The following is a 20,865-nucleotide window of genomic DNA, read 5'->3' on the forward strand; positions in this document are numbered from 1 at the left end:
AACGTTGACGAGAATCACAAAAAATCAACGGGAGGCAAAACAAATGTTTGAATACGAACTAGAGACAGGATTTGATAGAGAATCTGAGTGTGAATTTGCCAATGAATACGAAAGTGAACAATTCTTCCCACTTTTAGCCCCTTTACTAGCTAAAGCCGCACCAATGGCAATTCAAGCCATTGGCGGCTTGATTGGGCGTGCTTCTAGAAGACGACAACGAGAATTTGAATTTGAGTATGAAGGCGAGGAAGAATATGAGGGAGATCCTTTTATCAACAACCTACTAAAAAGTTCTAACAATGGACTAGGTGAGGGTGAAGGTGAATATGAATATGAGTATGAGTTTGAGTTAGCAACTAGCTCCATGAGCGAGTATGAAATGGTGATGGAAAATCTCGCATACAGAGCAGCTCACAGCGAGAGTGAAGCAGAAGCGGAAGCTTTCTTGGGAGCATTAATTCCATTAGCCACGCGATTAATCCCACAAGCAGCGCAAGTATTGACTACTGTAGCTCCATCCTTGATTCAAGGTGTCTCTAGAATGGGTCAAACCTGGTATAGAAGTCCCAGAACTCGCCCATTATTGCAAACTGTGCCGCAGATTGTTAAAAGAACTGTCACCACAATAGCGAATCAAGCACAGCAAGGTAAACCTGTGTCGCCTAAAACCGCCGTCAGGACATTAGCAGGGAATACAGCTAGAGTTTTGAACAATCCCAAAAATGTTGCCCTGGTGATGAAAAATTCCCATAAAGCGCAGCATAGAGTCGCAAAGACGAATGGAAATGGTAAGCGTCGCCCTTAGAGGTGTTCATTGGTCAATCTAGCTGTTGCAAGGATGATAAAGAATTATGAACGGACTATTAGAAACACTGACATCTCTGGGCGCAGAGAATGATTTTGGCAACCGCAATTCCAGTGCGCTGGAGAGTTGGGAATTAGGAAGTAATGGCAATGCTAGCCAAAGAAAACTGCCTAGTTTTAAACCTTGGCTCAGGGTGCAAGCGTTAAATGTTGTCAGACACGCAGCTGCTTTGCGTCCCTTTCGTCATGATGAATTTGGCACAGATGCTGCTAGTCCTTCAGATGCCCACATTGATGCAGTGAATGAGCTAATTAGTTCGCTCAGAGTCCAGCTATTGGATATGTCGAAGCGTGTGGGCAGAACTGCGGAAACTGCAATGAACAAGCCGGATACTAGTCATTTGCAACAGCTAATGAAGGAAAAAGACCAAGCACACGATTGGGTGAGAACCATTGAACAGATTTGGGATTTTTACTTTGAGTTGTTTGGACAAAGACAAACTCAATTTGGTAACTGGTTGTTAGGTTGCGATCGCATTGCCCTGGATTGCTATCAAGATATTTACATGGGTTTGGGAATGGCTAAATCAATTCCCGCACCTGCGCCGTTTTCGTACATGAGAACAGGCTTTTCCCCAGCCACCTTTCGCCGTGGTATTCCCTTAACTAAACTAGGGAAGCAAATAAATCCTTTTCCGTTGATTCAGTTACCTTATCACCGCTTGGTGAATCCTTGGACATTAGGGGCAATTTTGCATGAGGTTTCCCATAACTTACAAACTGATTTAAATCTCCGCCAAGCTGTTCCCCGTGCGATCGCCCAACGGTTATTAAAAGCGGGAATGAGCCGCAATGTCGCGACAATTTGGACTAATTGGCACAGCGAAACCTTTGCTGATTTATCTGGTTTGTTGCTTGGTGGCCCGGCAATTGTGGCCTCTTTAATGGATATTGCTGCGCGATCGCCAGAATCTACCCAATATTTTCATCCTGGTGCGCCTCACCCAATCCCCTATTTGCGCGTCTTCATTAGTGTCGAATTATTACGCCGCATGGGATTTCCCCAAGCTGCCGAGAGATATCGTCAAATGTGGATGCGTATTTATCCTGATACTCGTGCCGGTAATATTCCATCTGAAGTTCTGGAAACTTTCGATAAAGCAAATAAGCTGGTTGTAGATACTATTTGCTACACTCCTTATCAAGAACTAGGAAACAAGACCCTAGCGGAAGTAACGGGATTTAAACCCCAGCACCAACGCATGATTGAGGAAGCTGGCGAACGTTTGGCAGCTGGCAACGATCCAGGGATTATTCCTGAACGCTTTTTAATTCCAGCGTCGCGTTTGGCACTTGATAGACGGTTAGCAGAACCCAAAATAATTACCAAGAACTTTTACAGTGCTTTAGCAAGGAGATAAGCCATGATCATAAGCGACGAAGGTAATGGCAATAGAAAAGTCACTATAGATGTTTTACCAACAGCAAAACAAGTTTCCGATGTTAGTGTGCGTCAAGGTGCAAATTCCATAGAACCTCAAAATGGAACACTACAAGAAATTGTCAATAGTGCGATCGGTGAAGTCTTAGGCAGAAATATCAATGCCAACGATCCGAAAACAGTCTTGACTTCCTTGAAGCAATCTTTTGCTCCTCAAGACAGTAATGGGCGCACCACTTATGTTTGGAATCCTTACACCTATGCCGTACAAACAGAAAGAGGAGGTGCGCTAACAGGAGCGCAAGCCAGTCTCTACCATCGAGCAAAAGCGGCATTGGAGAGTATCTTACCTCTACTCAACGGTTTAATGCCCCTAAATCCAGCCGCAGATATCCAAAATATGGAGGCTGTGCGGTCAATTGTTCGCACCGAAATCAGCGAATTAGTCAATGAAATTCGTCTTGAAGGAGGGCCTCGCATCTTAAAAGTTGACAATTTATTTGCCTTACTTTTAGGGGCAGATTTGTCTGGTGCAGAGGTTGGTCAACTGAAAAATATGGCCAACATATTTGGATTTGAACGTAATTTCATTAACACCGTTGCAGAAGAGCAGAACTATACCAACTACCTTACTATTTTGGATTATGTAATTTCTTTAAATCAAAGTTGGGCGCGCTATAAGCAAGAAACTAGAGACGAAAAATATTTAGGTACACAACTAGTCAAGTTGTCTCGCGCTTTATGTGTTGTAGCAGAATCTGTCAATGAAGTTTACAGAATCATGGATTCTGTTTTTTTAGGTTTTGCCGAACGCCAAACGGTGATTATTAAATTTAGGAAAAGGAACTCGTCCACCACAGAAGGATATTTCTCCGACAATCAGGACATGGAGTTGTCTTTAGAAGAATTACTTTCTTGGGTTAAAGAGTTTGCCACTTTTGAAGGTCAAGCACTGGCTAAAGGCGGAGGAAAATTAGCGATCGCCGAGGTTGTGAAAGAAACTGCCAAACAATTAGCAGATTTAGTCACGGCAACTTCTGATGCACCAATTAGTCACTCTGCATTTAAACGAGCAGGCGTTATCGACTCCCTCAAAGATTTAGCCGATCAACTGCGTGAAGTCAGCACTTTAGCAGGGCAAGTCAAGCGCGAGCAAAATATCAATGTACCCAGCCCTGCAATCCTAAATCCCCCTTCTCAACAATTTCCTCCCCAATAAGATTAGCTAAATCAACAGCTAATCATTGACTCTATTTCACAGCAGTGTCACCTGACCAATTCAATTAGGAGACCAAATTATGGCAACGGCAGGAGAAAATCAAAGTTTATACGATCGCATTGCAGCACTGCGAGAAACTCTCACCGATAAACTCGCACCGCAACTGATTCAAAATCCCCAATTGGCTGATGCTTTAACTCAGCAAATTGAAAGCATGGTATCTCAGCTGGTAGCAGCCCAAACCCAAACCCCAGCACCGCCCGATGGTGGCTTGGCTGAGTTAATTGGTCTTGGTAACGAAGCTGCGGCTAACATCAGTGCCACCCGCTTACCTGAAGGTGTTCAAGATTACGACGAGCAAGTTTCCTCGGAACGAATTCTGGCAGTAGCTGACCTTTATTACCTCTATCAGCATGAGAAGTTAGGCGTGTTTCGCGCCGTCAAAAAACTGCAAGAACTATTCAATGCTGGGGCGGTGAGATTATCCACTGGTGATGGTGCTTACGGTTTGTATCGTTTTGATCGTCGTAGCCTGTTGCGCTACACCGAAAAAGACCGAATGCAGGCTTACCGCAGGGTATTAGGTTACACCACAATTAAACCAGCACCTAGTGCCAAACCTAATACACAATTTCACACTTTGTTCACTCATTTTATTAATAATGTCGCTGATTTCTGGCGCGATAAACGCATTTCTGATGTGATTCGTGAAAGAGCTTTTGACCCTAGTTTTGGTAGTATTGCCACCATCAGACGTTCTGGTTTGGATCTGCGTAATAACTTGAAATGGGCTTCTTACGGTCATGTCAATGTTTTACGGATTGAAGTATTACAGCTATTGGAAGAAGCTTTTAAAATTCTCGGTGCAGATGATATACGCAAACTTTTTGGAGCTGATAACGCTTGGGACGTAGTTGAAGAAGTAATGTTACGCTACTTCAATGAAAATGTTGATGCTTCCCAGCGTCACCGCATGGCAGTTGCGGGTAGGAGTACCATCCGTTGGTTAGCGCAAAAATATCTCCTGAATACTTCTCGTGCTGAGTTTGAAGCATTACTGCGAGAAATTGCGGATGTGGCAGAAGAATGGCTTACCAGTGCTGAAACTTTGGGTATTGCTTATCGCGGTCATACACAAAAAGTTGTGACGCTTGATCCTCGTCAGAATGGACACAATGGATACAACGGACACCAGAGAAGCAGAAAACTCAGAGGTGTAGAACAAATCTAAAGCAAGAGTTCAAATTACACCCAGAAAAATACCTATCCCAATTGAGTACCATACATATCTTTGGGATTTTGACTCAATCAAAATTGCAGAGGAAAAATCATCATGTCTATTTTCGTATGGAAAGGTTCCACACCAGATGGATACACTTTGTTATTATCTCGTGATGGACTAGTGAAAATCACCGCTAACTTAAAACAAACAGGGTTAGAAAGTTTAGTTAAAAGCAATATGAACGGCACTCTTGAAGGTAGTGTTACTCGCTCCATTGCGCTAATTGTTAATAATGCCAAACGTTCAGGCACTTTATCTAGTCCTAAATTTGGTAACAATCTCAGAGTTTTTGCTGCTGTTGGTAAAACTGGTAACTATCAGATTTTAACGGAACCCATTGATGAGAAAACAAGTTTAATTATTTTTGTCAAACGACAACCAAAATTAGTTAACAGAGAATTTGAGATGGAATTAGAAACTAATTTAGAAAGCGATTATGAATACATAAATGAGGGAGAGTTGGAAGAAGTTTGGCGAGAAATCGAGTACATGAGCCAAGGCAAAGGAGGTAAGAATAAAAATCAGAGTCCATCAAACCAAGGAGTCAAGGGAGGCCACAATACAAGCAAGAGTCCATCAAAAAGACAAAAGCATCAAATAGGAGAAGCGCGCAGACACAAGGATCAGAATGTCAACCCTGGATGGCGTGAATATAAGAAGCGTGGGGGTAAGTTAGGCCCAGATGCTTGGGTTAAGGCAGGAAAACCGAGAAGATAGGTAAAAAGCAATTTATCTTATCGGGTTGGATGGATGGTTATACCAATTCGCAATTCGCAATTCGCAATTGATAAATCCTGATTTGGCAAGGGTTTCTGAGTTTGGCTCTGTATCAGAATTTTAGTGAATTGGTATTAGGGGGTTTAATTTCTAACTCTTGTGCCTGAGAACTTCCTCATTTATATGCTTACTTTCTCCTATGGCATTTTCGATAAAACCCCTACTTCCAGCACAAAATTATACTAATTTTAATAACATTATTGATATTTTTACTTGGCAGAAAGTTAGCCTAAATAAGCTTTTTTCACTCTTTCATCATTAATTAAATCTGAAGCCGCACCTGTTAAAGTGATAGTACCAGCTTCTAAAACATAGCCTCTATCGGCAATTTGTAGGGCTAGATTCGCATTTTGTTCTACTAGTAAAATTGTGACTCCTGTAGCACGTAAATTTTCAATAATAGTAAATATTTCTCTGACAATTGCTGGTGCTAAACCTAAACTTGGCTCATCTAATAATAATAGTTGTGGTCTACTCATTAAAGCACGGGCGATCGCTAACATTTGTTGTTCTCCGCCACTGAGAGTTCCTGCTAGTTGATTGCGTCGCTGTGCTAATCGGGGAAATAATTCAAATTGCTTTTGAATATCAGCTTTAATTTCGGCTTGATTTGACCGAATATAAGCACCTAAAAGTAAATTATCTAACACTGTTTGTTTAGCTAAAACTCGCCTCCCTTCTGGACAATGGGCAATTCCTAGTTTGACGACTTCATGGGGTTGGCGGCGAGTAATATTCCGTCCACTATAAATAATTTGCCCGTTGTAAGGATTTACTATTTTAGATATGGCGCGTAATGTTGTAGTTTTACCTGCACCATTGGCACCAATTAAAGTAACTACTTCACCTTTTTTAATGTTTAAATTAATTTTTTTAAGGGCTTGAATACCGCCATAATTAACATCAAGGTCTTGCACCTCTAAAATGACAAAATCTTCAATATTTTCAGTTTGGTGTTCATCAGTATTCATTGGCGGTTTCAGAAAAATCGATTAATCAGACAAACCTTACATAATATCAATATAAGGTTTTTGCAGTGCGTTTAAAATAGGAAAATATCAAGAGTCTTGGGGAGGAATCAAGCATCATGACTATGATTACCGCTAAGTGGTCAATTGAAGAATATCATCGCATGATTGAGGCGGGAATTTTAAGCGATCGCAAAGTTGAACTACTCCAAGGAGAAATCATCGAAATGTCCCCAGAAGGCGAACCCCATGCTTATTGTAGCCATGAAGCTGCAAACTATCTCATAAAGTTGTTAGGTGACTTAGCTACGATACGCCAAGCCAAGCCTATCACCTTACCTAACGAATCTGAGCCTGAGCCTGATATTGCTATCGTCCAAAATTTAGGACGAGAGTATTTACTGCATCATCCCTACCCAGAGAACATTTTCTGGGTGATTGAGTATGCTAACTCTAGTTTAGAGAAAGATTTAGAAACAAAAAGTAAAATTTATGCCCAAGCCGGAATTTTAGAATATTGGGTTGTGAATTTGCGGAAATTCAACTTAGTTGTATTTCGAGATATCCTAGATGGAGAGTATGCAACTAAACAAACATTCACAACAGGAATAATTCAGCCAGTTGCATTTCCAGATATTGCGGTCGAAGTAGAAAAAATTATTAATAAGTAAATAATCATCATATTCCCGATTGTTTGCAGCAGTCGGGGGTATATTTAACAAAAGTTAGGGGGTTTAAATCCCCGTTACAACACGTAATTGCGAATTGCGAATTGCGAATTGCGAATTGCGAATTGCGAATTGGTTTAATCATTCATTACCCAAATAAGCTTCAATTACAGCCGGATCATTTCTAATTACTGATGGTTCACCCAAGGCGATTAATTGACCAAAATCTAACACAGCGATGCGATCACATAATCCCATTACTAAGGGGACATGATGCTCAATAATAATGATAGTTAAATTGAAGCGATCGCGGATATCCCGAATAAAATCACTAAGTTGCGCCTTTTCGCTAGGATTCATCCCCGCAGCAGGTTCATCTAGGAGTAATATTTGCGGTTCTAAAGCTAACGCGCGCGCAATTTCTAAGCGACGCTGATCACCATAGGCAAAATTTCGGGATTTTTCCTCAGCGCGATCGCTCAATCCCACCATCTCTAATAATTCTAAAGCCTTCTGTCTACTTTTATTTTCCTCTTGAGGTGCTGGTGGTAAACCTAAAACCCCTGTAATTAAACTACTATTAGTATGTAGATGTCGAGCAATAATCACATTTTCTAAAGCCGATAATTCCCCAAACAAGCGAATATTTTGAAAAGTTCTAGCAACTCCTAAATGAGCAATTTGATGAGAACGCATTTGTGAAATTGCTTGATTTTTATAAGTTAACTCACCACTAGAAAGAGGAATCAAACCTGTAATTAAATTAAATAAAGTGGTTTTACCTGCGCCATTGGGGCCAATTAGCCCAAAAATTTCATATTGATTAACACTAAAAGAAACATTATTTACCGCCACCAACCCACCAAAACGGCGAGTAAGTGAATTAGCAGCTAAAATGGGTTGCTTGTTCTCTGTCATTTTGACTATTGACTCTTTACTAATGACTGATGACTATTGACTATTCCCTCGTTTACCCCTTTTAAAACTATCAGGAGTAATCAAACCTTGAGGAAAGAAAATTGTACCTATAACTATCAATAAACCAAAAATAATTAACCTACCATCTCGAAGAAATTGAGCTAACCACACAGGAAAACCACCTGTATCAGCTAGACTGCGTAAAACCTCTGGTAAAGCTGTAAATACCATACCACCTACAACTGAACCTAAGAAACTTCTTGAACCACCAATTAAAACAAAAGTTAAATAAATAATACTCGCGTCAAATGTGCCTTGTCGTGCGTTCCAAGTGTTAAGGAAATGCGCGCTAATTGCACCAACTATACCCGCTAAAATAGCTCCTAAAGTAAAGGCTAAAACTTTATAATAAGTGGGATTAATTCCCATTGCGCCGGCGGCTAATTCATCCTCTCTGATTGCAGTGAATGCTCTACCAACTCGCACCCTTTCTAAGCGGTAAAATAGCACCATACTAATTAATAGTAATGGTAAGGCAATCCATAAGTATTCTATTTGAGTTTGGAATGGTTGAGGGATAGCAAAAATCCCCACAGCACCACCTGTAATTTCTAAATTCAGGGAAAAAACGCGTAAAACTTCTACAAATGCAATAGTGGCGATCGCTAAATAAATTCCTCGCAATCTTAAAGCCGGAATGCCTATAACTATACCCAATACACCAGAAACTAACCCAGCAATTACCATCTCCAATAACAACAAGTGTATGGGGAATAAATTACTATTAGATGTAAAAACTTTAGTCGATAAAATTGCTGCTATATAACCACCTAAAGCATAAAATCCTGGACTAGCTAAAGATAATTGTCCAGCCATCAATGGTAAATAAAGTGAGAGTCCGAGTAACGCCCCTAATACCATTGAAACAATGAGTGAGCCATAAGTCGAGAAAAAATCAGCCATTGCTTAAATTGCTTAATAAAATTCTAAGCCGTCAAGATTTGTGATGCTGTCAGATTCAATTCTGGAAAAGTTCTGGAGACTATTAAATCAGCACCTTTAAAAGATGTACGTTCATATTCACCATCAGCATTTAGTAAAAAAACAAACACTGTCGGTTCTTTGGGTTGTCCCAAGTATTTTCTATCACCAATTGCCAAATAATCCACAATCCAATATTCAGGAATACCTAATCTTTGATATTCATCCAATTTATCAATATAGTCATCTTCCCAATTAGTTGATGTTACTTCTACAGCCAACTGAATTGGTTGATTCAGTGCAGCATAAGCCGAACGATCTGCACGCCATAAGTCTCTATCTATGACGCTAACATCAGGCTTACGTCCTTGTTCTATACCATTAGCAGTTACAGTTCTAAAAACTGCTGTGTTATTTACTACAAAATTTAAATTTAACCGCCTAATTTCATCATAGAAGCCAAACAGAATAAAATTAGCGACATCATCATGATTTCTAGTTGAACGCACTTCTACTATTTCCCCATTAACAAGTTCATAAAAACCTTCCTCTGGAGATTGATCAAGAAACTGTTCAAAGGTTAATTTCGGTTTTGTAAATGTTGTCATAGTTTTGTAACTCAACTATCCTTACACTTTCTGGATGAACCGACGACCTAACAAACCTTGGGGTCTAACTAATAGCATGACAAATAAAATGCCAAAAGCTACAGCATCTTTATAGCCAGAAAATTCCGCCGGGACGAGTGCTTCCACTACACCGATGAGTAAACCCCCCAAAACCGCACCAGGAATACTTCCTAAACCACCCAAAACAATTACCGCCAAACCCCGTAACCCAAAGGCGATACCAAAATAAGGGCCTGCTATACTGACGCTAGAGGCTACCAAAGTCCCAGCTAACCCTGCTAGAAAACTGCTGAGGAAAAATGTCAAGATGATAAAGCGATCGCTATCAATTCCTAATAAACTAGAAGTAACTGGATCTTCTGCGATCGCCTGCATAGCTTTACCGTATTTAGTACGATTAATAAAATAGGTGAGGATAGCTACAATTACCATCGACACCCCAAAAATAATCACCTGTACACTCCGAATCGGAATTGGTTTTTCTGCACTCCCAAAATTAATGGCGGCTGGTAAATTACCAAAAGTATTAGCAGGAAATGTATAACTTTCTGCACCTACTAAATACTGAATTAAATTTACAATTACTACTGCTACACCTAAGCTAGAAACTACTGTTAGTAAAGGGTCAGAACCTTTATTTCGCAAAGGTTTGAACGCAATGCGTTCCATTCCAATACCCACCAATCCAGCCAAACCACTGCCTATAATTAAAGCCATAGCAAATGGTAATTGTACTGGTAGCGTTAAATTAGCAAATAAGCCATTGAATCCAAAACTACCACCCATGAGTGCATAAGTAAAATATGCGCCTAGAGTAAAAATTGCCCCATGCGCTAAGTTAATAATCCCTAAAATGGAATAAACCAATGTATAACCCAAAGCAAAAATCGCATAGACACTACCAATAGATAGGCCATTTAACAATTGTTGAATAAATAAACTAATGTCCATAGTAATTTATAAGGGATGGGGGACTGGGGACTGGGGACTTGAGTTCGTAGTAAGGACTTTAGTCCTTTTAGAGAACTAAAGTTCGCACTACAAACTATTCCCCAATCCCAATCTCTATTTCAAGAATGCAAACTTACCCTGACTACCATCTTTTTCCATTTTAATTTGGGCGACATAAAAATCTTTCTGTACAACTTCGCCTACAGGAGTAAAACTAATTTCTCCTAAAATGGTATTGTACTTACCTGCCAAGATTTGTTTATTTAATTCTGTTCTTAACTGTGGTAGTTGTAACTGAGAAATTTTGCTTTTATTATCTAACTCTTTGAGCGCATCGACATATACTTGCACTGCGGTAAAAGCTTGCGCGCTAAATTGAGGCGGTTCTTTCTTAAATTGCTCGACGTAAGCTTTACGAAAAGCCGCGTTAATCTCTCCAGGATGTTCTGGACTGTAAGCTTGAGCTATCAACACACCATCGCACAAAGCTTTACAAACTGGAAAAATATTTGATGTATTTAACCCATTTCCACCGATAATTAAGCCTTTATAACCTAGTTCTCTCAATTGTCTAACTAAGTTACCACCATCAGCCGCTAATCCAGAAATAATTACTAAATCTGGTTTTAAATTAATGGCGTTGGTAGCTTGGCTTTGAAAGTCAGTATCAGTAGTTTGAAACTTTTGGACTGTGACTAATTCTAAACCTTGGTCTTTAACAGTCTTTTGAAAAATTTCTGTTTCTGACTTGCTAAAAGCATCATTTTGAGCAAAGAAAACCGCAACCTTTTTAATATTAGGATTTTGTTTAAGAGCCGCCTTAACAGCATTAGGCGCAACTACAGAAACCGGAACAGAAACACGGGCGACATAATCACCAATTTCTGGTACACCTTTAGCTGTATTTGATGGGCCTATGACTGGTACTTTAGCCCGTTCAGCTACAGGGTCAGCACTAAAGGCTTGCTGCGATAAAGTAGGTCCGACAATCCCAACTACTTTATCTCTATTAATTAAAGTTTGAAAAGCATTAATCGCGCCCGCTTCATCTCCAGCCGTGTCTTGCAATACTAACTTAATAGGTGTACCGTTAATACCACCTTTGTCATTAAAATATTTTTCGGCAATTTTAACTCCAGCTACTTGTTCTTGACCTAGCAAAGCGACATTACTAGTTTGAGCGATCGCAATACCAATAGGAATTGTTGTAGATTGATTTGAGCTACTGGGTGTCTCACTTGTAGAATTATTTGCGGTATTGCTTCCACAAGCTGTTATGAGTAGCACACAGGCAGATGTTAATATACTTTGTCGAGATAATATTTTTTTCATTGGTAAATAGTTATTTAGTTATTAAAAAAGTTGTAAAACGCAACACTTTATGCCTACACAAGAAAATGTAGACGTACATTTACAAGAATTTTATTAAATCATTTTTCCTGACTAAAAAACAGTCAAGTATTAGTCAATAGTCATTAGTCATTAGTCATTAGTTATTAATACTTCTTCTCCCTTGTCTCCCTTGTCTCCTAATCCCCAATACCCAATACCCAGTCCCCAATCCCCAGTCCCCAGTCCCCAATCCCAAAAACTAAATCTCGTAATACCAAATCTCTTCTTCTCGCAGAATAATTCTATTGAGCGATCGCCTGTCAATCAATCCCTCCTGCTCAAATTGTCCTAAGATGCGAGTTACTGTCACCCTTGTCGAACCAATCATATCAGCTAAGTCTTCGTGAGTCAGACGCATATCTATCAAGCGTCCTTTCTCTACTTCTGAACCAAACCTGTGAGATAACCACGCCAACAACTTCAGCAGCATAGTCTCTACTTTCTTGTAGCTGCGAATCACGGCTAACTCTTCAGCTTGTTGGATGTGCGCCAATAAAGTTTCTGTCGGATAAGACCATTCATCTAAGGGTAAAATTCTCGCCTCCACCTTAGTCAAACACTCCATTTGGTAAGGTTCTAATTTCGACAGAGCCTTACCAATAACATCTCCAGCACCCCATAACCCCAAGGCTACAGTTGTACCATTTTCCAGATATGTAAAGGTTCTAACAAAACCCGTGTCAATCTGCCAGAGGCTATTTTGATACTCCGGTAAAAATGACCGTCGTGTAAACAACAGCTTAGTATTGTGACTAGCTGAGTTAAGAAAGCTTGATTTTAGTGACACCACTGGATATTACACTTAACCGATTCATTAACCGTAGTATAGCTATAGTAGGCGTTCTGATACAAGGGGGGATTGGGGATTGGGAACTGATTAGGAGACAAGGTAGACAAGTATCTCAATGACTAATAACTAATGACTAATGACTAATGACTAATGACTACTGACCATTGACCAAAATCAAATTCCCGCACCATCTAAAAATTCTTCAATCATGGAATCAGACTCAGTTTGGTGAGAGTTGTAAAGTTGCTCTAGCGTTATGTAAGTGGGGACTGGGGTTGATTTAGTTTCTAGCTGTTCTATTTGTTTTTCTAAATTTTTGACTCTCTCAAATAACGCTCGAATCACTTCTGCTTCTACGTCGCGCAGCTTTCCATGCGCCAAAAAATCTGTATTGGAGTTATTTTCACGGGTTACACGCCCTGGAATTCCCACCACTGTAGTGTTGCTGGGAACATCTCTTAACACAACTGAGCCTGCGCCAACACGGACGCGATCGCCGATGGTAATATTACCCAATACCTTCGCACCCGCGCCTACAACCACATGACTACCTATCGTCGGGTGACGTTTACCTGTTTCCTTCCCCGTACCCCCCAAGGTAACACCTTGATAAATTAAAGCATAATCACCAATAATGGCTGTTTCACCAATAACTACACCCATACCGTGATCAATAAATACGCCCTTGCCAATAACTGCCCCTGGGTGAATCTCAATCCCAGTTAGGAACCGACTAATATGAGAAAGAAACCGTGGTATAAACGGCACATTCAGTTTATACAGCCAGTGTGACAAGCGGTGAAACAATAACGCTTGCAACCCAGGATAACAAAACAACACTTCCAGCCAATTCCGGGCTGCTGGGTCACGCTCATATATGGTTCGTAAATCAGTTAGTAGCATGATCTTCCTGAGTAAATGGATGGATTTAGGGTTATAGGAGTATGAAGATATGAGGTTTAGGGCTATAAGGAGTCAACCAATTTCAGATTTTGGATTTTGGATTTTAGATTTTAGATTTATTCCGCCCACTGTCTGGCGCGGTATGAACCTAAAAACCTCAATCCAAAATCCAAAATTTAAAATCTAAAATTCAGCACTCCCTTACACCCCCACACCCTTACACCCCTTGTTGTTGTGTCCTCACCAAGAACAGTTGAAGCAATCGGGTAAAATTGTGTAAGATAATCTACGGTAAGTCGATAGATTTATGTCTTTACTTTATAAGTCGGATGTTATCACATCTAAGACTGAGAAAAAATTAAATTCGCATAAATTGCGTTAAATCAATCAACTAACCGTATTATCTTGAGTACACACTTGAATAGCCAAAACTACGCTCTTTTAGATTTATCTGCCAAAGTTGAATACGCGCTACTGGCACTATTAGAATTGGCAACTCACCACGGACAGAAAGTTCTGACTGTGGGTGAAATTACTGCCAAACAACCCATACCTGAGCGATATCTAGAACAAATTTTGACCACCTTGCGGCGTGCTGGTGTGGTACAAAGTCAACGTGGTGCCAAAGGAGGTTTCGTTTTAGTGCGTGAACCTTGGCAGATTACCTTATTAGAAATCATCACTTTGGTAGAAGGTGAGCGCAAAGACAAAGATATTTCCGAATCTCCATCTTTAGAGAAAACTTTAGTTCATGAAATTTGGGATCAAGCTAATGCAGCCTCGACGGAGGTTTTGAATCGCTATACACTCCAAGATTTGTGTCAAGAAAGAGAGGCACGTACTCAGCAGAGTCCCATGTATTACATTTAGGAGATATTAGATAATTAAATCTGATAGTCAACAACACATTTATAACCATCCTAAATCATTTCTGATGATTTGGGCTAGGAGTCTGGATAGGGGATTTCCAGAAAATAAATTATTTTTTTAGCTGGCAGTCACTAGTGTAGAGGTGTAGCTTTTCTCGCTATCACTTTCCTTTCTGCCTGCTGCTAAAAGCTTTCCTAGTTTGCTGTGTCAGTTTTGGATGGGCAAGTTAAGTTAATAGGTGATATGTTGCCAAAATATTGGCACTTGGTATAAAGCTCACTTGCACACAACTTATGAAAGATTTAGAACAAAGAAAAAGTTGGTATAGCCAAGTAGCAAATATCTACACTTCGCAACAGAGAAAAAACTGGTATAGCGAAGTAGCTGATGCCTATAACAAAACTAGACCACGCTATCCTCAGCAATTAATTCACCGTGCTGTAGAGTTAGCTGAACTTCCACAAGACGCAGTTATTTTAGAAATCGGCTGTGGCCCTGGAAATGCTACAGTTGCCTTTGCTCAGTTAGGTTTCACAATGGTCTGTCTAGAGCCAAGCCAGAAACTTTGTAAAATAGTAGAGCAAAATTGTATACAATATCCTTCTGTAGAAATAACGAATACATCCTTTGAAGAGTGGCCGCTAGAGCCTGAAAAATATCATGCTGTTTTAGCGGCGACATCTTTTCATTGGGTTTCACCAGAAATTGGCTATGCAAAAGCAGCCGATGCTTTAAAAGCCGATGGTCATTTGATTTTGCTGTGGAATATGACACCCCAACCCCAGTATGAAGTTTACGCAGCTTTCGAGGAGGTTTATCAGCATCAAGCCCCAGCTTTAGGAAGATACGAAGAACGAGAAACACAGCACAAGCAAATACTCAGATTCGGACAGGGTGTGATTGATTCTGGTCTGTTTAAGTGTTTTGTCTCGGAAGAATTCCCTTGTGAGTTCACTTATAGTATTGATGATTATTTAACGCTTTTAAGTACCCTGTCGCCATACATAGCTTTAGAGCCTCAACAAAGAAATGCTTTATTTGCTGGCTTAAAGACTGTGTTAGAAAAAAACTCCATTACTAATATTTCTGTATCGTTTCTATCAGCCCTGCAAATAGCCCAAAAGATGTAGTGGGGGCAGGGGGCAGGGAGCAGGGGGGAAGAATCCAATGATCATATTTTGGTCTGCAATGCCCAATCCCCAATCCCCAATCCCCAATCCCCATTACCCCAAAATCTGTTTCAGTGTGTTAGTGAAATTAGGATAAGAAATAGCGGCGGCTTCAGCGCGGTGAATTGTGGTTACGCCACTGGCGTTTAAAGCGGCGATCGCTAAACTCATGGCGATGCGATGATCGGTATGGCTATCAACGTCTGTTCCTCTTAAGGGAGTCCCGCCTGTAATTTCCATTCCGTCTGTTAATTCCGTCACTTGCGCGCCGAGTTTATTGAGTTGTTGCGCCATTACAGTAATGCGATCGCTTTCTTTGACTCTCAACTCTTCTGCATCCCGAATCACGGTAGTACCTTCAGCAAACACCGCCGCCACAGCCAAAATCGGGATTTCATCAATCATGCGCGGTACGATATCCCCAGCAATCGTGCAACTGCGTAAACGACTGTAACGCACTCGCACATCCGCCACAGGTTCCCCGGCGACTTCACGCTGATTTTCCAATTGGATATCCGCCCCCATCATTTCCAAGGCTTCTAAAATCCCTGTGCGGGTGGGATTCACACCGACATTTTCCACCACCAATTCTGAACCAGGAACTATCGCCCCAGCCACTAACCAAAAGGCCGCCGAACTAATATCCCCTGGGACAATGACTTTTTGGCCGTACAATTGCGCCTGACCTGTAACCGTCACGCTTTTGGTTTCTGGGTCAACACTGACATCTGCACCAAACGCCCGTAGCATCCGTTCGCTGTGGTCACGGGATAGGGCTGGTTCTGTCACCGTAGTTTTACCCTCAGTGAATAAAGCCGCCAGCATAATACAGGATTTTACCTGGGCAGAGGCGATGGGTGAATGATAGTGAATGGGTTTGAGGATTTGTCCTTGTACCGCCAAAGGGGCTAAAGAATTATCCTTACGTCCCCAGATTTGCGCCCCCATTTGTTGCAGGGGTTTGACAACACGAGACATGGGACGCGATCGCAAAGAACTATCACCCGTGACTGTAAAAAAGCGTCCTGGATGAGATGCTAAAAGTCCCAACATCAGGCGCAGTGTTGTCCCAGAGTTACCTGCATTCAACACATCTACAGGTTCTTGTAAATTACCTAAACCAATACCTTTCACCCGCACCAATTCAGTATTCAACGGTGAAATTTCTGCACCCATTGCTTGAAAACAGCTAGCAGTGCTACGGGGGTCTTCACCCAAAAGTAACCCTTGGATTTCCGTTTCACCTTGGGCGATCGCACCCAACATCAAAGCCCGATGGGAAATTGATTTATCCCCTGGTATCTGGATACGACCCTGTAAGGATACCCCAGTAGTAGGTGTTTGAATAATTAACTTGTGGGAAAGGTCTTCTTGAGATTCTAATGTTATGGCAGCAGCTAACATCACAATATACTTTCTGAAAATTAGAGATTGGGGACTGGGAATTTGAGATTTTGCGAAAAGTTCTACAGCCGGGTTTCCCGCATACAGAACTTTTCAAGACGGATTTTAGATGAAACTCTCTTCAAAATAGTTAATCCAAAACCCAAACTTGAACAATTAGGAACAGGGAAACAGCAGAAGCATTGTAAGCAGGTGGAGAAAAATACAACCCCCATGCTCTATGCCCTATACCCTATGCCCATATTGATAGAGACTGCCTAGTATAGTATCGCTTTTTGCTCTCTCAAAATTGCTAATCAGCTAAGTTGGGTTGAATTTCGATGGAATTTTGAGAAAACTGAGTATAGCTGAAACAAGCTGCTTTTCATTGCGCTTAATTATCTATTCCCTATCTTGCTAACTATAGGACTCGTATTTGATTTTTGCGAAGCTAGGTACACTTTTATTTCTTCTTCCCTGTTCCCTGTTCCCTACCTACGCAAACAATTTCACCGAATCAAAGCGGATTCATATAGCAACTTGGGTTAGTATAGATTTATTTTTTAGTTATTGCTACTTCACTCTTATGTGGGATACTCAGTAAGTGTTCTGATGGTAGCTCTTAGTTGTCTTTTTTCACAAAAGTATAACTTTTCACAGAGTTTACTTAATAAATTTCATTATTCTTACATGAACTTTTGAGATTCATATTCAACTTATTTTGATGTTTGTTTATATAGCTTACTAAAAAAGCATCTTCAGTTAATATTAAGCAAGTTTTACTATGTTTTATTCTTTAGTTGCTTACCCAATCAACTGAAGTATCTGGTATTAATTTCATCTTGTTCAATAGCTTTTAGCCTTCAACGCTCCCATGCTCACTCATCACCGCAAGCCCGTGTGCTTATCACATATTTCCACAGACCTGCCATTCTGGTCAGTGGTAGAAACTGCTGGCACGCTGTATCAGAAAGACACTGATAGATTCCACCTACTATTAACTGCACCACCGCTAATCACCTGTGAAGTTGCATTTCCCAGCGAAATAGAAGATACAGCGACACCACACAAAACTAAAGCTTATACTCCCACTAGCCCTAGAGTGCTGTGGTTGGAAATTTCTCCTTATCGGATCATTATGACCATGCAAGGTAACGAACAGGTGAGTTACCGTCACTTTTGGGAACAAGGTGTTTATGGGGTGAGCCGATATTGGCTACCTACAGAATCAATACAACCCAATGATCCCATCCGCTTACGCAACTTTACCAAAAATCTCACCCTCAGTGGCAATCCCCTGCCAGAGCATCTACGTATAGAGTACGAACTTTGGGCAGAAAATGTCCAATTAGGACACTATATTCTCAATTTGGAAATTCAACATTAATTGGGAATTGGGAATGGGGCATAGGGCATAGGGCATAGGATTCAAATCTACCTTGTCCCCAGTCCCCTGCCCCCTGCCCCCTGCCCCCTGCCTCTTCCCAATCCCCAATCCCTACCCAAAATAACTGGGTTCATTCCCCGCTTTCCATTTAATATTGCAACCAATGCTAGGCTTTTGTTCAATAGTCACAGGTTGACCAACTAAAGCGGCATCAATAGCAGCACGTAAATCTGCGCCTGTGACTGGTTTACCGTTACTGGGACGACTATCATCTAACTGTCCGCGATACACAAGTTTGCGTTCTGCATCAAACACGAAAAAGTCAGGCGTACAAGCTGCTGTATAAGCTTTGGCTATGGCCTGGGTTTCGTCGTAGCATAGCGGAAATTGCCATCCCTTTTCTATGGCTAATGCTTTGAGCGAATCAGGTGCGTCATCTGGATATTTTTCGGCATCGTTAGAGCTAATAGCTGCGATCGCTAAGTCACTCGTGCGATAATCTTCACTTAGCCTGGTAATTTCGTCTTGAATATGCTTCACAAATGGACAATGCCGGCAAATAAACATCACTAGCAACACTTTTTTATCAGCAAAACTAGCTAGAGAAATTGTTTTGCCAGATACTACTTCAGGTAGATGAAAATCTGGTGCTTGTGTGCCTAATGGCAACATGGTAGAAGCAGTTAAAACCATAGTTTGTGAAAGGTGACAGATTATAGGTTACAGGAACGAAATGATATCAATTGGCAATTCAGACAGATGAAGTTGAAAAGAGTCTCTCCAACAAGAATCTATAGGAAAATTTTAGAGAATTGGTTTAGTCTGTTTCTTCTGCCCTTGGTCACTGTCAAAATATCACAAAAGTCTCAATACATTAAGAGACAGGAAATTTCCTGTCTCTGATTTTGTTAATTTACTATTTTTACAAAACTTAAGATTTTATTATTTTTATAGATTTGAGAAGAAACCAAAAATACCATGTCCTGTAAACACTTCTAAAGCAATCAGAGAAATAAACCCAATCATGGCTAAACGACCATTGAGTAATTCTGCGTAGGGAGTGAAACCGGTGCGATCGCCCTGCTCATCTACATACACCTTTGGCTCAATCGCAAAGTTGTTCATCAAACCTTGATCATCAACGATGGCATTGTTTGTACGCATTTTGTTTTTCTCAGTTATTTATGATGTAACAAACTGTAACAAATATATAAATTTTTGTAAAGCATCTTAATCTGTCCAAAGAGATATGATTGTGAGTCGGGTTGAAAACCACCCTCTCAGAACAAGTACAAATCAACCGTTCAAAAGCCAATGGATCGATTCCGAGTAGAAGTTATAGCTAAAACACCAAACCCCCAGCAGGTGATTTATGCAGCCATGCACCAAGACTATACAGATGGGTTCGTGTTTGACGAACGTGACTCTTGGCCTTCGGAGTCAGAATGCGGCGAAATTATTGTTAAACGACTATTAGCAGGCGAAAGAGGACATTACGGGCCACTAGAACATCCTCAAATTGTCTTCAACTGCGGTTATTTTCCTCATAGTGTCATGCAACAAGCACGTACTCATAGGGTAGCAGTATCCTTTGATGTGCAATCTTTTAGGTATACGGGTGAACAGTTTATTGATGTAGTCGAGGGTAGAAAAGACATTGAAGACGTTTTTTATCTACGTCCAGTTGGTTACTATACAGATAGACAGAGTAAAAAATATTACTATTCCCCTGAACAGCGATCTGCTGATTTAGAGTGGTGTTTGGAAGCAGCTAAACGATATAAGGCTGATTTTGAAGGGGGAATGTCAGAAGAACACGCCAGAGGTAAAGTTCCCTTTGATTATCGTCAACATTTTGTAGTCAGCTTTAATTTGCGTTCATTTTTGCATTTTTGCGATTTGAGAAATAAGAAAGATGCTCAACTGGAAATTCAGAAATTGTGTGAACTAATGTGGCCACATTTTGAACAATGGACACCCGCGATCGCTCAGTGGTATGAAAAAACTCGTTTAGGCAAGGGAAGATTAGCACCTTAGAGCTAGATTAAAATCTAGATGATGTCTAAATCCCAGCTGCAAGACGATGGATATTCAAAAAGTGCTGTGCGATCGTCAAATTATCGAATCTAATCCAGAGATTATGAGTGGAACTCTTGTATTTGTAGGCACAAGAGTTCCATTGCAGACTTTTTTCGATTATCTAGAAGGCGAAGCAGGTCTAACCGAATTTTTAGAAGATTTTCCACATTTGCAAACTCAAGTTTTACAAGTTTTAGAGGTAACGGTAAAAGCAATGCTAAATCAAATATAAAGTTTTTAAATTCATAAAAATT

Annotated in this window: 22 protein-coding genes; 11 read left to right on the top strand and 11 right to left on the bottom strand. The window is 40.6% G+C overall.

All coding sequences use genetic code 11. The features are described from left to right. Positions 1–43 precede the first annotated feature (43 nt). The 5 genes from CLI64_RS07550 to CLI64_RS07570 all read left to right on the top strand — a co-directional run bounded on the left by CLI64_RS07550 (position 44) and on the right by CLI64_RS07570 (position 5,463). Positions 44–805, top strand: coding sequence for a hypothetical protein (locus CLI64_RS07550; RefSeq protein WP_103136632.1), 762 nt, complete (start codon positions 44–46; stop codon positions 803–805). Positions 806–851: 46 nt separating this feature from the next. After that, complete coding sequence (locus tag CLI64_RS07555) at positions 852–2,225, top strand: hypothetical protein (RefSeq protein WP_225977527.1); 1,374 nt, start codon at positions 852–854, stop codon at positions 2,223–2,225. Between the two features lie 3 nt (positions 2,226–2,228). Then, on the top strand, positions 2,229–3,464 hold the full coding sequence (locus CLI64_RS07560; protein WP_103136633.1) for a hypothetical protein: 1,236 nt from the start codon (positions 2,229–2,231) through the stop codon (positions 3,462–3,464). Between the two features lie 79 nt (positions 3,465–3,543). Then, positions 3,544–4,695 (top strand): hypothetical protein, encoded by a 1,152-nt coding sequence (locus CLI64_RS07565; protein ID WP_103136634.1) that lies wholly within the window; start codon positions 3,544–3,546, stop codon positions 4,693–4,695. Between the two features lie 102 nt (positions 4,696–4,797). Continuing rightward, a complete protein-coding gene (locus CLI64_RS07570) occupies positions 4,798–5,463 on the top strand; it encodes a hypothetical protein (protein ID WP_103136635.1) in 666 nt (221 codons plus the stop codon). Between the two features lie 284 nt (positions 5,464–5,747). On the opposite strand, the gene CLI64_RS07575 is transcribed toward CLI64_RS07570, so the two are convergent. Then, a complete protein-coding gene (locus CLI64_RS07575) occupies positions 5,748–6,494 on the bottom strand; it encodes an ABC transporter ATP-binding protein (protein ID WP_103136636.1) in 747 nt (248 codons plus the stop codon). Positions 6,495–6,610: 116 nt separating this feature from the next. Between CLI64_RS07575 and CLI64_RS07580 the strand changes: the two genes are divergently transcribed. Beyond that, positions 6,611–7,162, top strand: a complete 552-nt coding sequence (locus tag CLI64_RS07580; protein ID WP_103136637.1) for a Uma2 family endonuclease — start codon at positions 6,611–6,613, stop codon at positions 7,160–7,162. 138 nt (positions 7,163–7,300) lie between these two features. Here CLI64_RS07580 and CLI64_RS07585 read toward each other — a convergent pair whose 3' ends face one another. The 7 genes from CLI64_RS07585 to cysE form a co-directional block, all read right to left on the bottom strand. Next, positions 7,301–8,077, bottom strand: coding sequence for an ABC transporter ATP-binding protein (locus CLI64_RS07585; protein WP_103136638.1), 777 nt, complete (start codon positions 8,075–8,077; stop codon positions 7,301–7,303). A 33-nt stretch (positions 8,078–8,110) separates the two neighbouring features. Beyond that, positions 8,111–9,040, bottom strand: coding sequence for a branched-chain amino acid ABC transporter permease (locus tag CLI64_RS07590; protein ID WP_103136639.1), 930 nt, complete (start codon positions 9,038–9,040; stop codon positions 8,111–8,113). A gap of 23 nt (positions 9,041–9,063) precedes the next feature. Next, positions 9,064–9,666, bottom strand: a complete 603-nt coding sequence (locus tag CLI64_RS07595) for a Uma2 family endonuclease (protein WP_103136640.1) — start codon at positions 9,664–9,666, stop codon at positions 9,064–9,066. Between the two features lie 21 nt (positions 9,667–9,687). Continuing rightward, entirely contained in the window at positions 9,688–10,638 is a 951-nt protein-coding gene (locus CLI64_RS07600; RefSeq protein WP_103136641.1) for a branched-chain amino acid ABC transporter permease, read from the bottom strand. A 114-nt stretch (positions 10,639–10,752) separates the two neighbouring features. Next, positions 10,753–11,970 carry an ABC transporter substrate-binding protein gene (locus CLI64_RS07605; RefSeq protein WP_103136642.1) on the bottom strand — a complete coding sequence of 406 codons (1,218 nt, stop codon included), beginning with the start codon at positions 11,968–11,970 and terminating at the stop codon, positions 10,753–10,755. 259 nt (positions 11,971–12,229) lie between these two features. Next, entirely contained in the window at positions 12,230–12,820 is a 591-nt protein-coding gene (locus CLI64_RS07610) for a Crp/Fnr family transcriptional regulator (protein ID WP_103136643.1), read from the bottom strand. Positions 12,821–12,994: 174 nt separating this feature from the next. Then, the gene (gene cysE, locus CLI64_RS07615; RefSeq protein ID WP_103136644.1) at positions 12,995–13,723 is read right to left on the bottom strand and encodes a serine O-acetyltransferase; all 729 of its coding nucleotides are present in this window, start codon (positions 13,721–13,723) and stop codon (positions 12,995–12,997) included. A gap of 417 nt (positions 13,724–14,140) precedes the next feature. Here cysE and CLI64_RS07620 point away from each other — a divergent pair, with 417 nt between their 5' ends. Together CLI64_RS07620 and CLI64_RS07625 are read left to right on the top strand one after the other, a co-directional pair. Continuing rightward, the gene (locus tag CLI64_RS07620; protein ID WP_225977528.1) at positions 14,141–14,593 is read left to right on the top strand and encodes an Rrf2 family transcriptional regulator; all 453 of its coding nucleotides are present in this window, start codon (positions 14,141–14,143) and stop codon (positions 14,591–14,593) included. Between the two features lie 293 nt (positions 14,594–14,886). Next, complete coding sequence (locus CLI64_RS07625; protein ID WP_103136646.1) at positions 14,887–15,723, top strand: class I SAM-dependent methyltransferase; 837 nt, start codon at positions 14,887–14,889, stop codon at positions 15,721–15,723. Between the two features lie 93 nt (positions 15,724–15,816). Here CLI64_RS07625 and aroA read toward each other — a convergent pair whose 3' ends face one another. Then, positions 15,817–17,166, bottom strand: coding sequence for a 3-phosphoshikimate 1-carboxyvinyltransferase (gene aroA / locus CLI64_RS07630; RefSeq protein ID WP_103136647.1), 1,350 nt, complete (start codon positions 17,164–17,166; stop codon positions 15,817–15,819). A gap of 853 nt (positions 17,167–18,019) precedes the next feature. On the opposite strand from aroA, the gene CLI64_RS07635 reads away from it, so the two are divergent. Continuing rightward, positions 18,020–18,532 (top strand): hypothetical protein, encoded by a 513-nt coding sequence (locus CLI64_RS07635; RefSeq protein WP_103136648.1) that lies wholly within the window; start codon positions 18,020–18,022, stop codon positions 18,530–18,532. Positions 18,533–18,643: 111 nt separating this feature from the next. Here CLI64_RS07635 and CLI64_RS07640 read toward each other — a convergent pair whose 3' ends face one another. Together CLI64_RS07640 and CLI64_RS07645 are read right to left on the bottom strand one after the other, a co-directional pair. Continuing rightward, a complete protein-coding gene (locus CLI64_RS07640; RefSeq protein ID WP_103136649.1) occupies positions 18,644–19,225 on the bottom strand; it encodes a thioredoxin family protein in 582 nt (193 codons plus the stop codon). A gap of 255 nt (positions 19,226–19,480) precedes the next feature. Further along, the gene (locus tag CLI64_RS07645; RefSeq protein ID WP_103136650.1) at positions 19,481–19,696 is read right to left on the bottom strand and encodes a chlorophyll a/b-binding protein; all 216 of its coding nucleotides are present in this window, start codon (positions 19,694–19,696) and stop codon (positions 19,481–19,483) included. Between the two features lie 150 nt (positions 19,697–19,846). On the opposite strand from CLI64_RS07645, the gene thyX reads away from it, so the two are divergent. Then, positions 19,847–20,569 carry an FAD-dependent thymidylate synthase gene (thyX, locus tag CLI64_RS07650; RefSeq protein ID WP_103136651.1) on the top strand — a complete coding sequence of 241 codons (723 nt, stop codon included), beginning with the start codon at positions 19,847–19,849 and terminating at the stop codon, positions 20,567–20,569. Between the two features lie 46 nt (positions 20,570–20,615). Further along, the gene (locus CLI64_RS07655) at positions 20,616–20,843 is read left to right on the top strand and encodes a DUF433 domain-containing protein (protein ID WP_103136652.1); all 228 of its coding nucleotides are present in this window, start codon (positions 20,616–20,618) and stop codon (positions 20,841–20,843) included. Positions 20,844–20,865: the final 22 nt, after the last annotated feature.

It is taken from the genome of Nostoc sp. CENA543 (assembly GCF_002896875.1).
Classification (GTDB): domain Bacteria; phylum Cyanobacteriota; class Cyanobacteriia; order Cyanobacteriales; family Nostocaceae; genus Trichormus.

Excerpts from the sequence above, each read along its gene's own strand:
- CLI64_RS07550 (WP_103136632.1), top strand. The coding sequence starts at position 44 with ATGTTTGAATACGAACTAGAGACAGGATTTGATAGAGAATCTGAGTGT.
- CLI64_RS07555 (WP_225977527.1), top strand. The coding sequence starts at position 852 with ATGAACGGACTATTAGAAACACTGACATCTCTGGGCGCAGAGAATGAT.
- CLI64_RS07560 (WP_103136633.1), top strand. The coding sequence starts at position 2,229 with ATGATCATAAGCGACGAAGGTAATGGCAATAGAAAAGTCACTATAGAT.
- CLI64_RS07565 (WP_103136634.1), top strand. The coding sequence starts at position 3,544 with ATGGCAACGGCAGGAGAAAATCAAAGTTTATACGATCGCATTGCAGCA.
- CLI64_RS07570 (WP_103136635.1), top strand. The coding sequence starts at position 4,798 with ATGTCTATTTTCGTATGGAAAGGTTCCACACCAGATGGATACACTTTG.
- CLI64_RS07575 (WP_103136636.1), bottom strand. The coding sequence starts at position 6,494 with ATGAATACTGATGAACACCAAACTGAAAATATTGAAGATTTTGTCATT.
- CLI64_RS07580 (WP_103136637.1), top strand. The coding sequence starts at position 6,611 with ATGACTATGATTACCGCTAAGTGGTCAATTGAAGAATATCATCGCATG.
- CLI64_RS07585 (WP_103136638.1), bottom strand. The coding sequence starts at position 8,077 with ATGACAGAGAACAAGCAACCCATTTTAGCTGCTAATTCACTTACTCGC.
- CLI64_RS07590 (WP_103136639.1), bottom strand. The coding sequence starts at position 9,040 with ATGGCTGATTTTTTCTCGACTTATGGCTCACTCATTGTTTCAATGGTA.
- CLI64_RS07595 (WP_103136640.1), bottom strand. The coding sequence starts at position 9,666 with ATGACAACATTTACAAAACCGAAATTAACCTTTGAACAGTTTCTTGAT.
- CLI64_RS07600 (WP_103136641.1), bottom strand. The coding sequence starts at position 10,638 with ATGGACATTAGTTTATTTATTCAACAATTGTTAAATGGCCTATCTATT.
- CLI64_RS07605 (WP_103136642.1), bottom strand. The coding sequence starts at position 11,970 with ATGAAAAAAATATTATCTCGACAAAGTATATTAACATCTGCCTGTGTG.
- cysE (WP_103136644.1), bottom strand. The coding sequence starts at position 13,723 with ATGCTACTAACTGATTTACGAACCATATATGAGCGTGACCCAGCAGCC.
- CLI64_RS07625 (WP_103136646.1), top strand. The coding sequence starts at position 14,887 with ATGAAAGATTTAGAACAAAGAAAAAGTTGGTATAGCCAAGTAGCAAAT.
- aroA (WP_103136647.1), bottom strand. The coding sequence starts at position 17,166 with ATGTTAGCTGCTGCCATAACATTAGAATCTCAAGAAGACCTTTCCCAC.
- CLI64_RS07635 (WP_103136648.1), top strand. The coding sequence starts at position 18,020 with ATGCTCACTCATCACCGCAAGCCCGTGTGCTTATCACATATTTCCACA.
- CLI64_RS07640 (WP_103136649.1), bottom strand. The coding sequence starts at position 19,225 with ATGGTTTTAACTGCTTCTACCATGTTGCCATTAGGCACACAAGCACCA.
- CLI64_RS07645 (WP_103136650.1), bottom strand. The coding sequence starts at position 19,696 with ATGCGTACAAACAATGCCATCGTTGATGATCAAGGTTTGATGAACAAC.
- thyX (WP_103136651.1), top strand. The coding sequence starts at position 19,847 with ATGGATCGATTCCGAGTAGAAGTTATAGCTAAAACACCAAACCCCCAG.
- CLI64_RS07655 (WP_103136652.1), top strand. The coding sequence starts at position 20,616 with ATGGATATTCAAAAAGTGCTGTGCGATCGTCAAATTATCGAATCTAAT.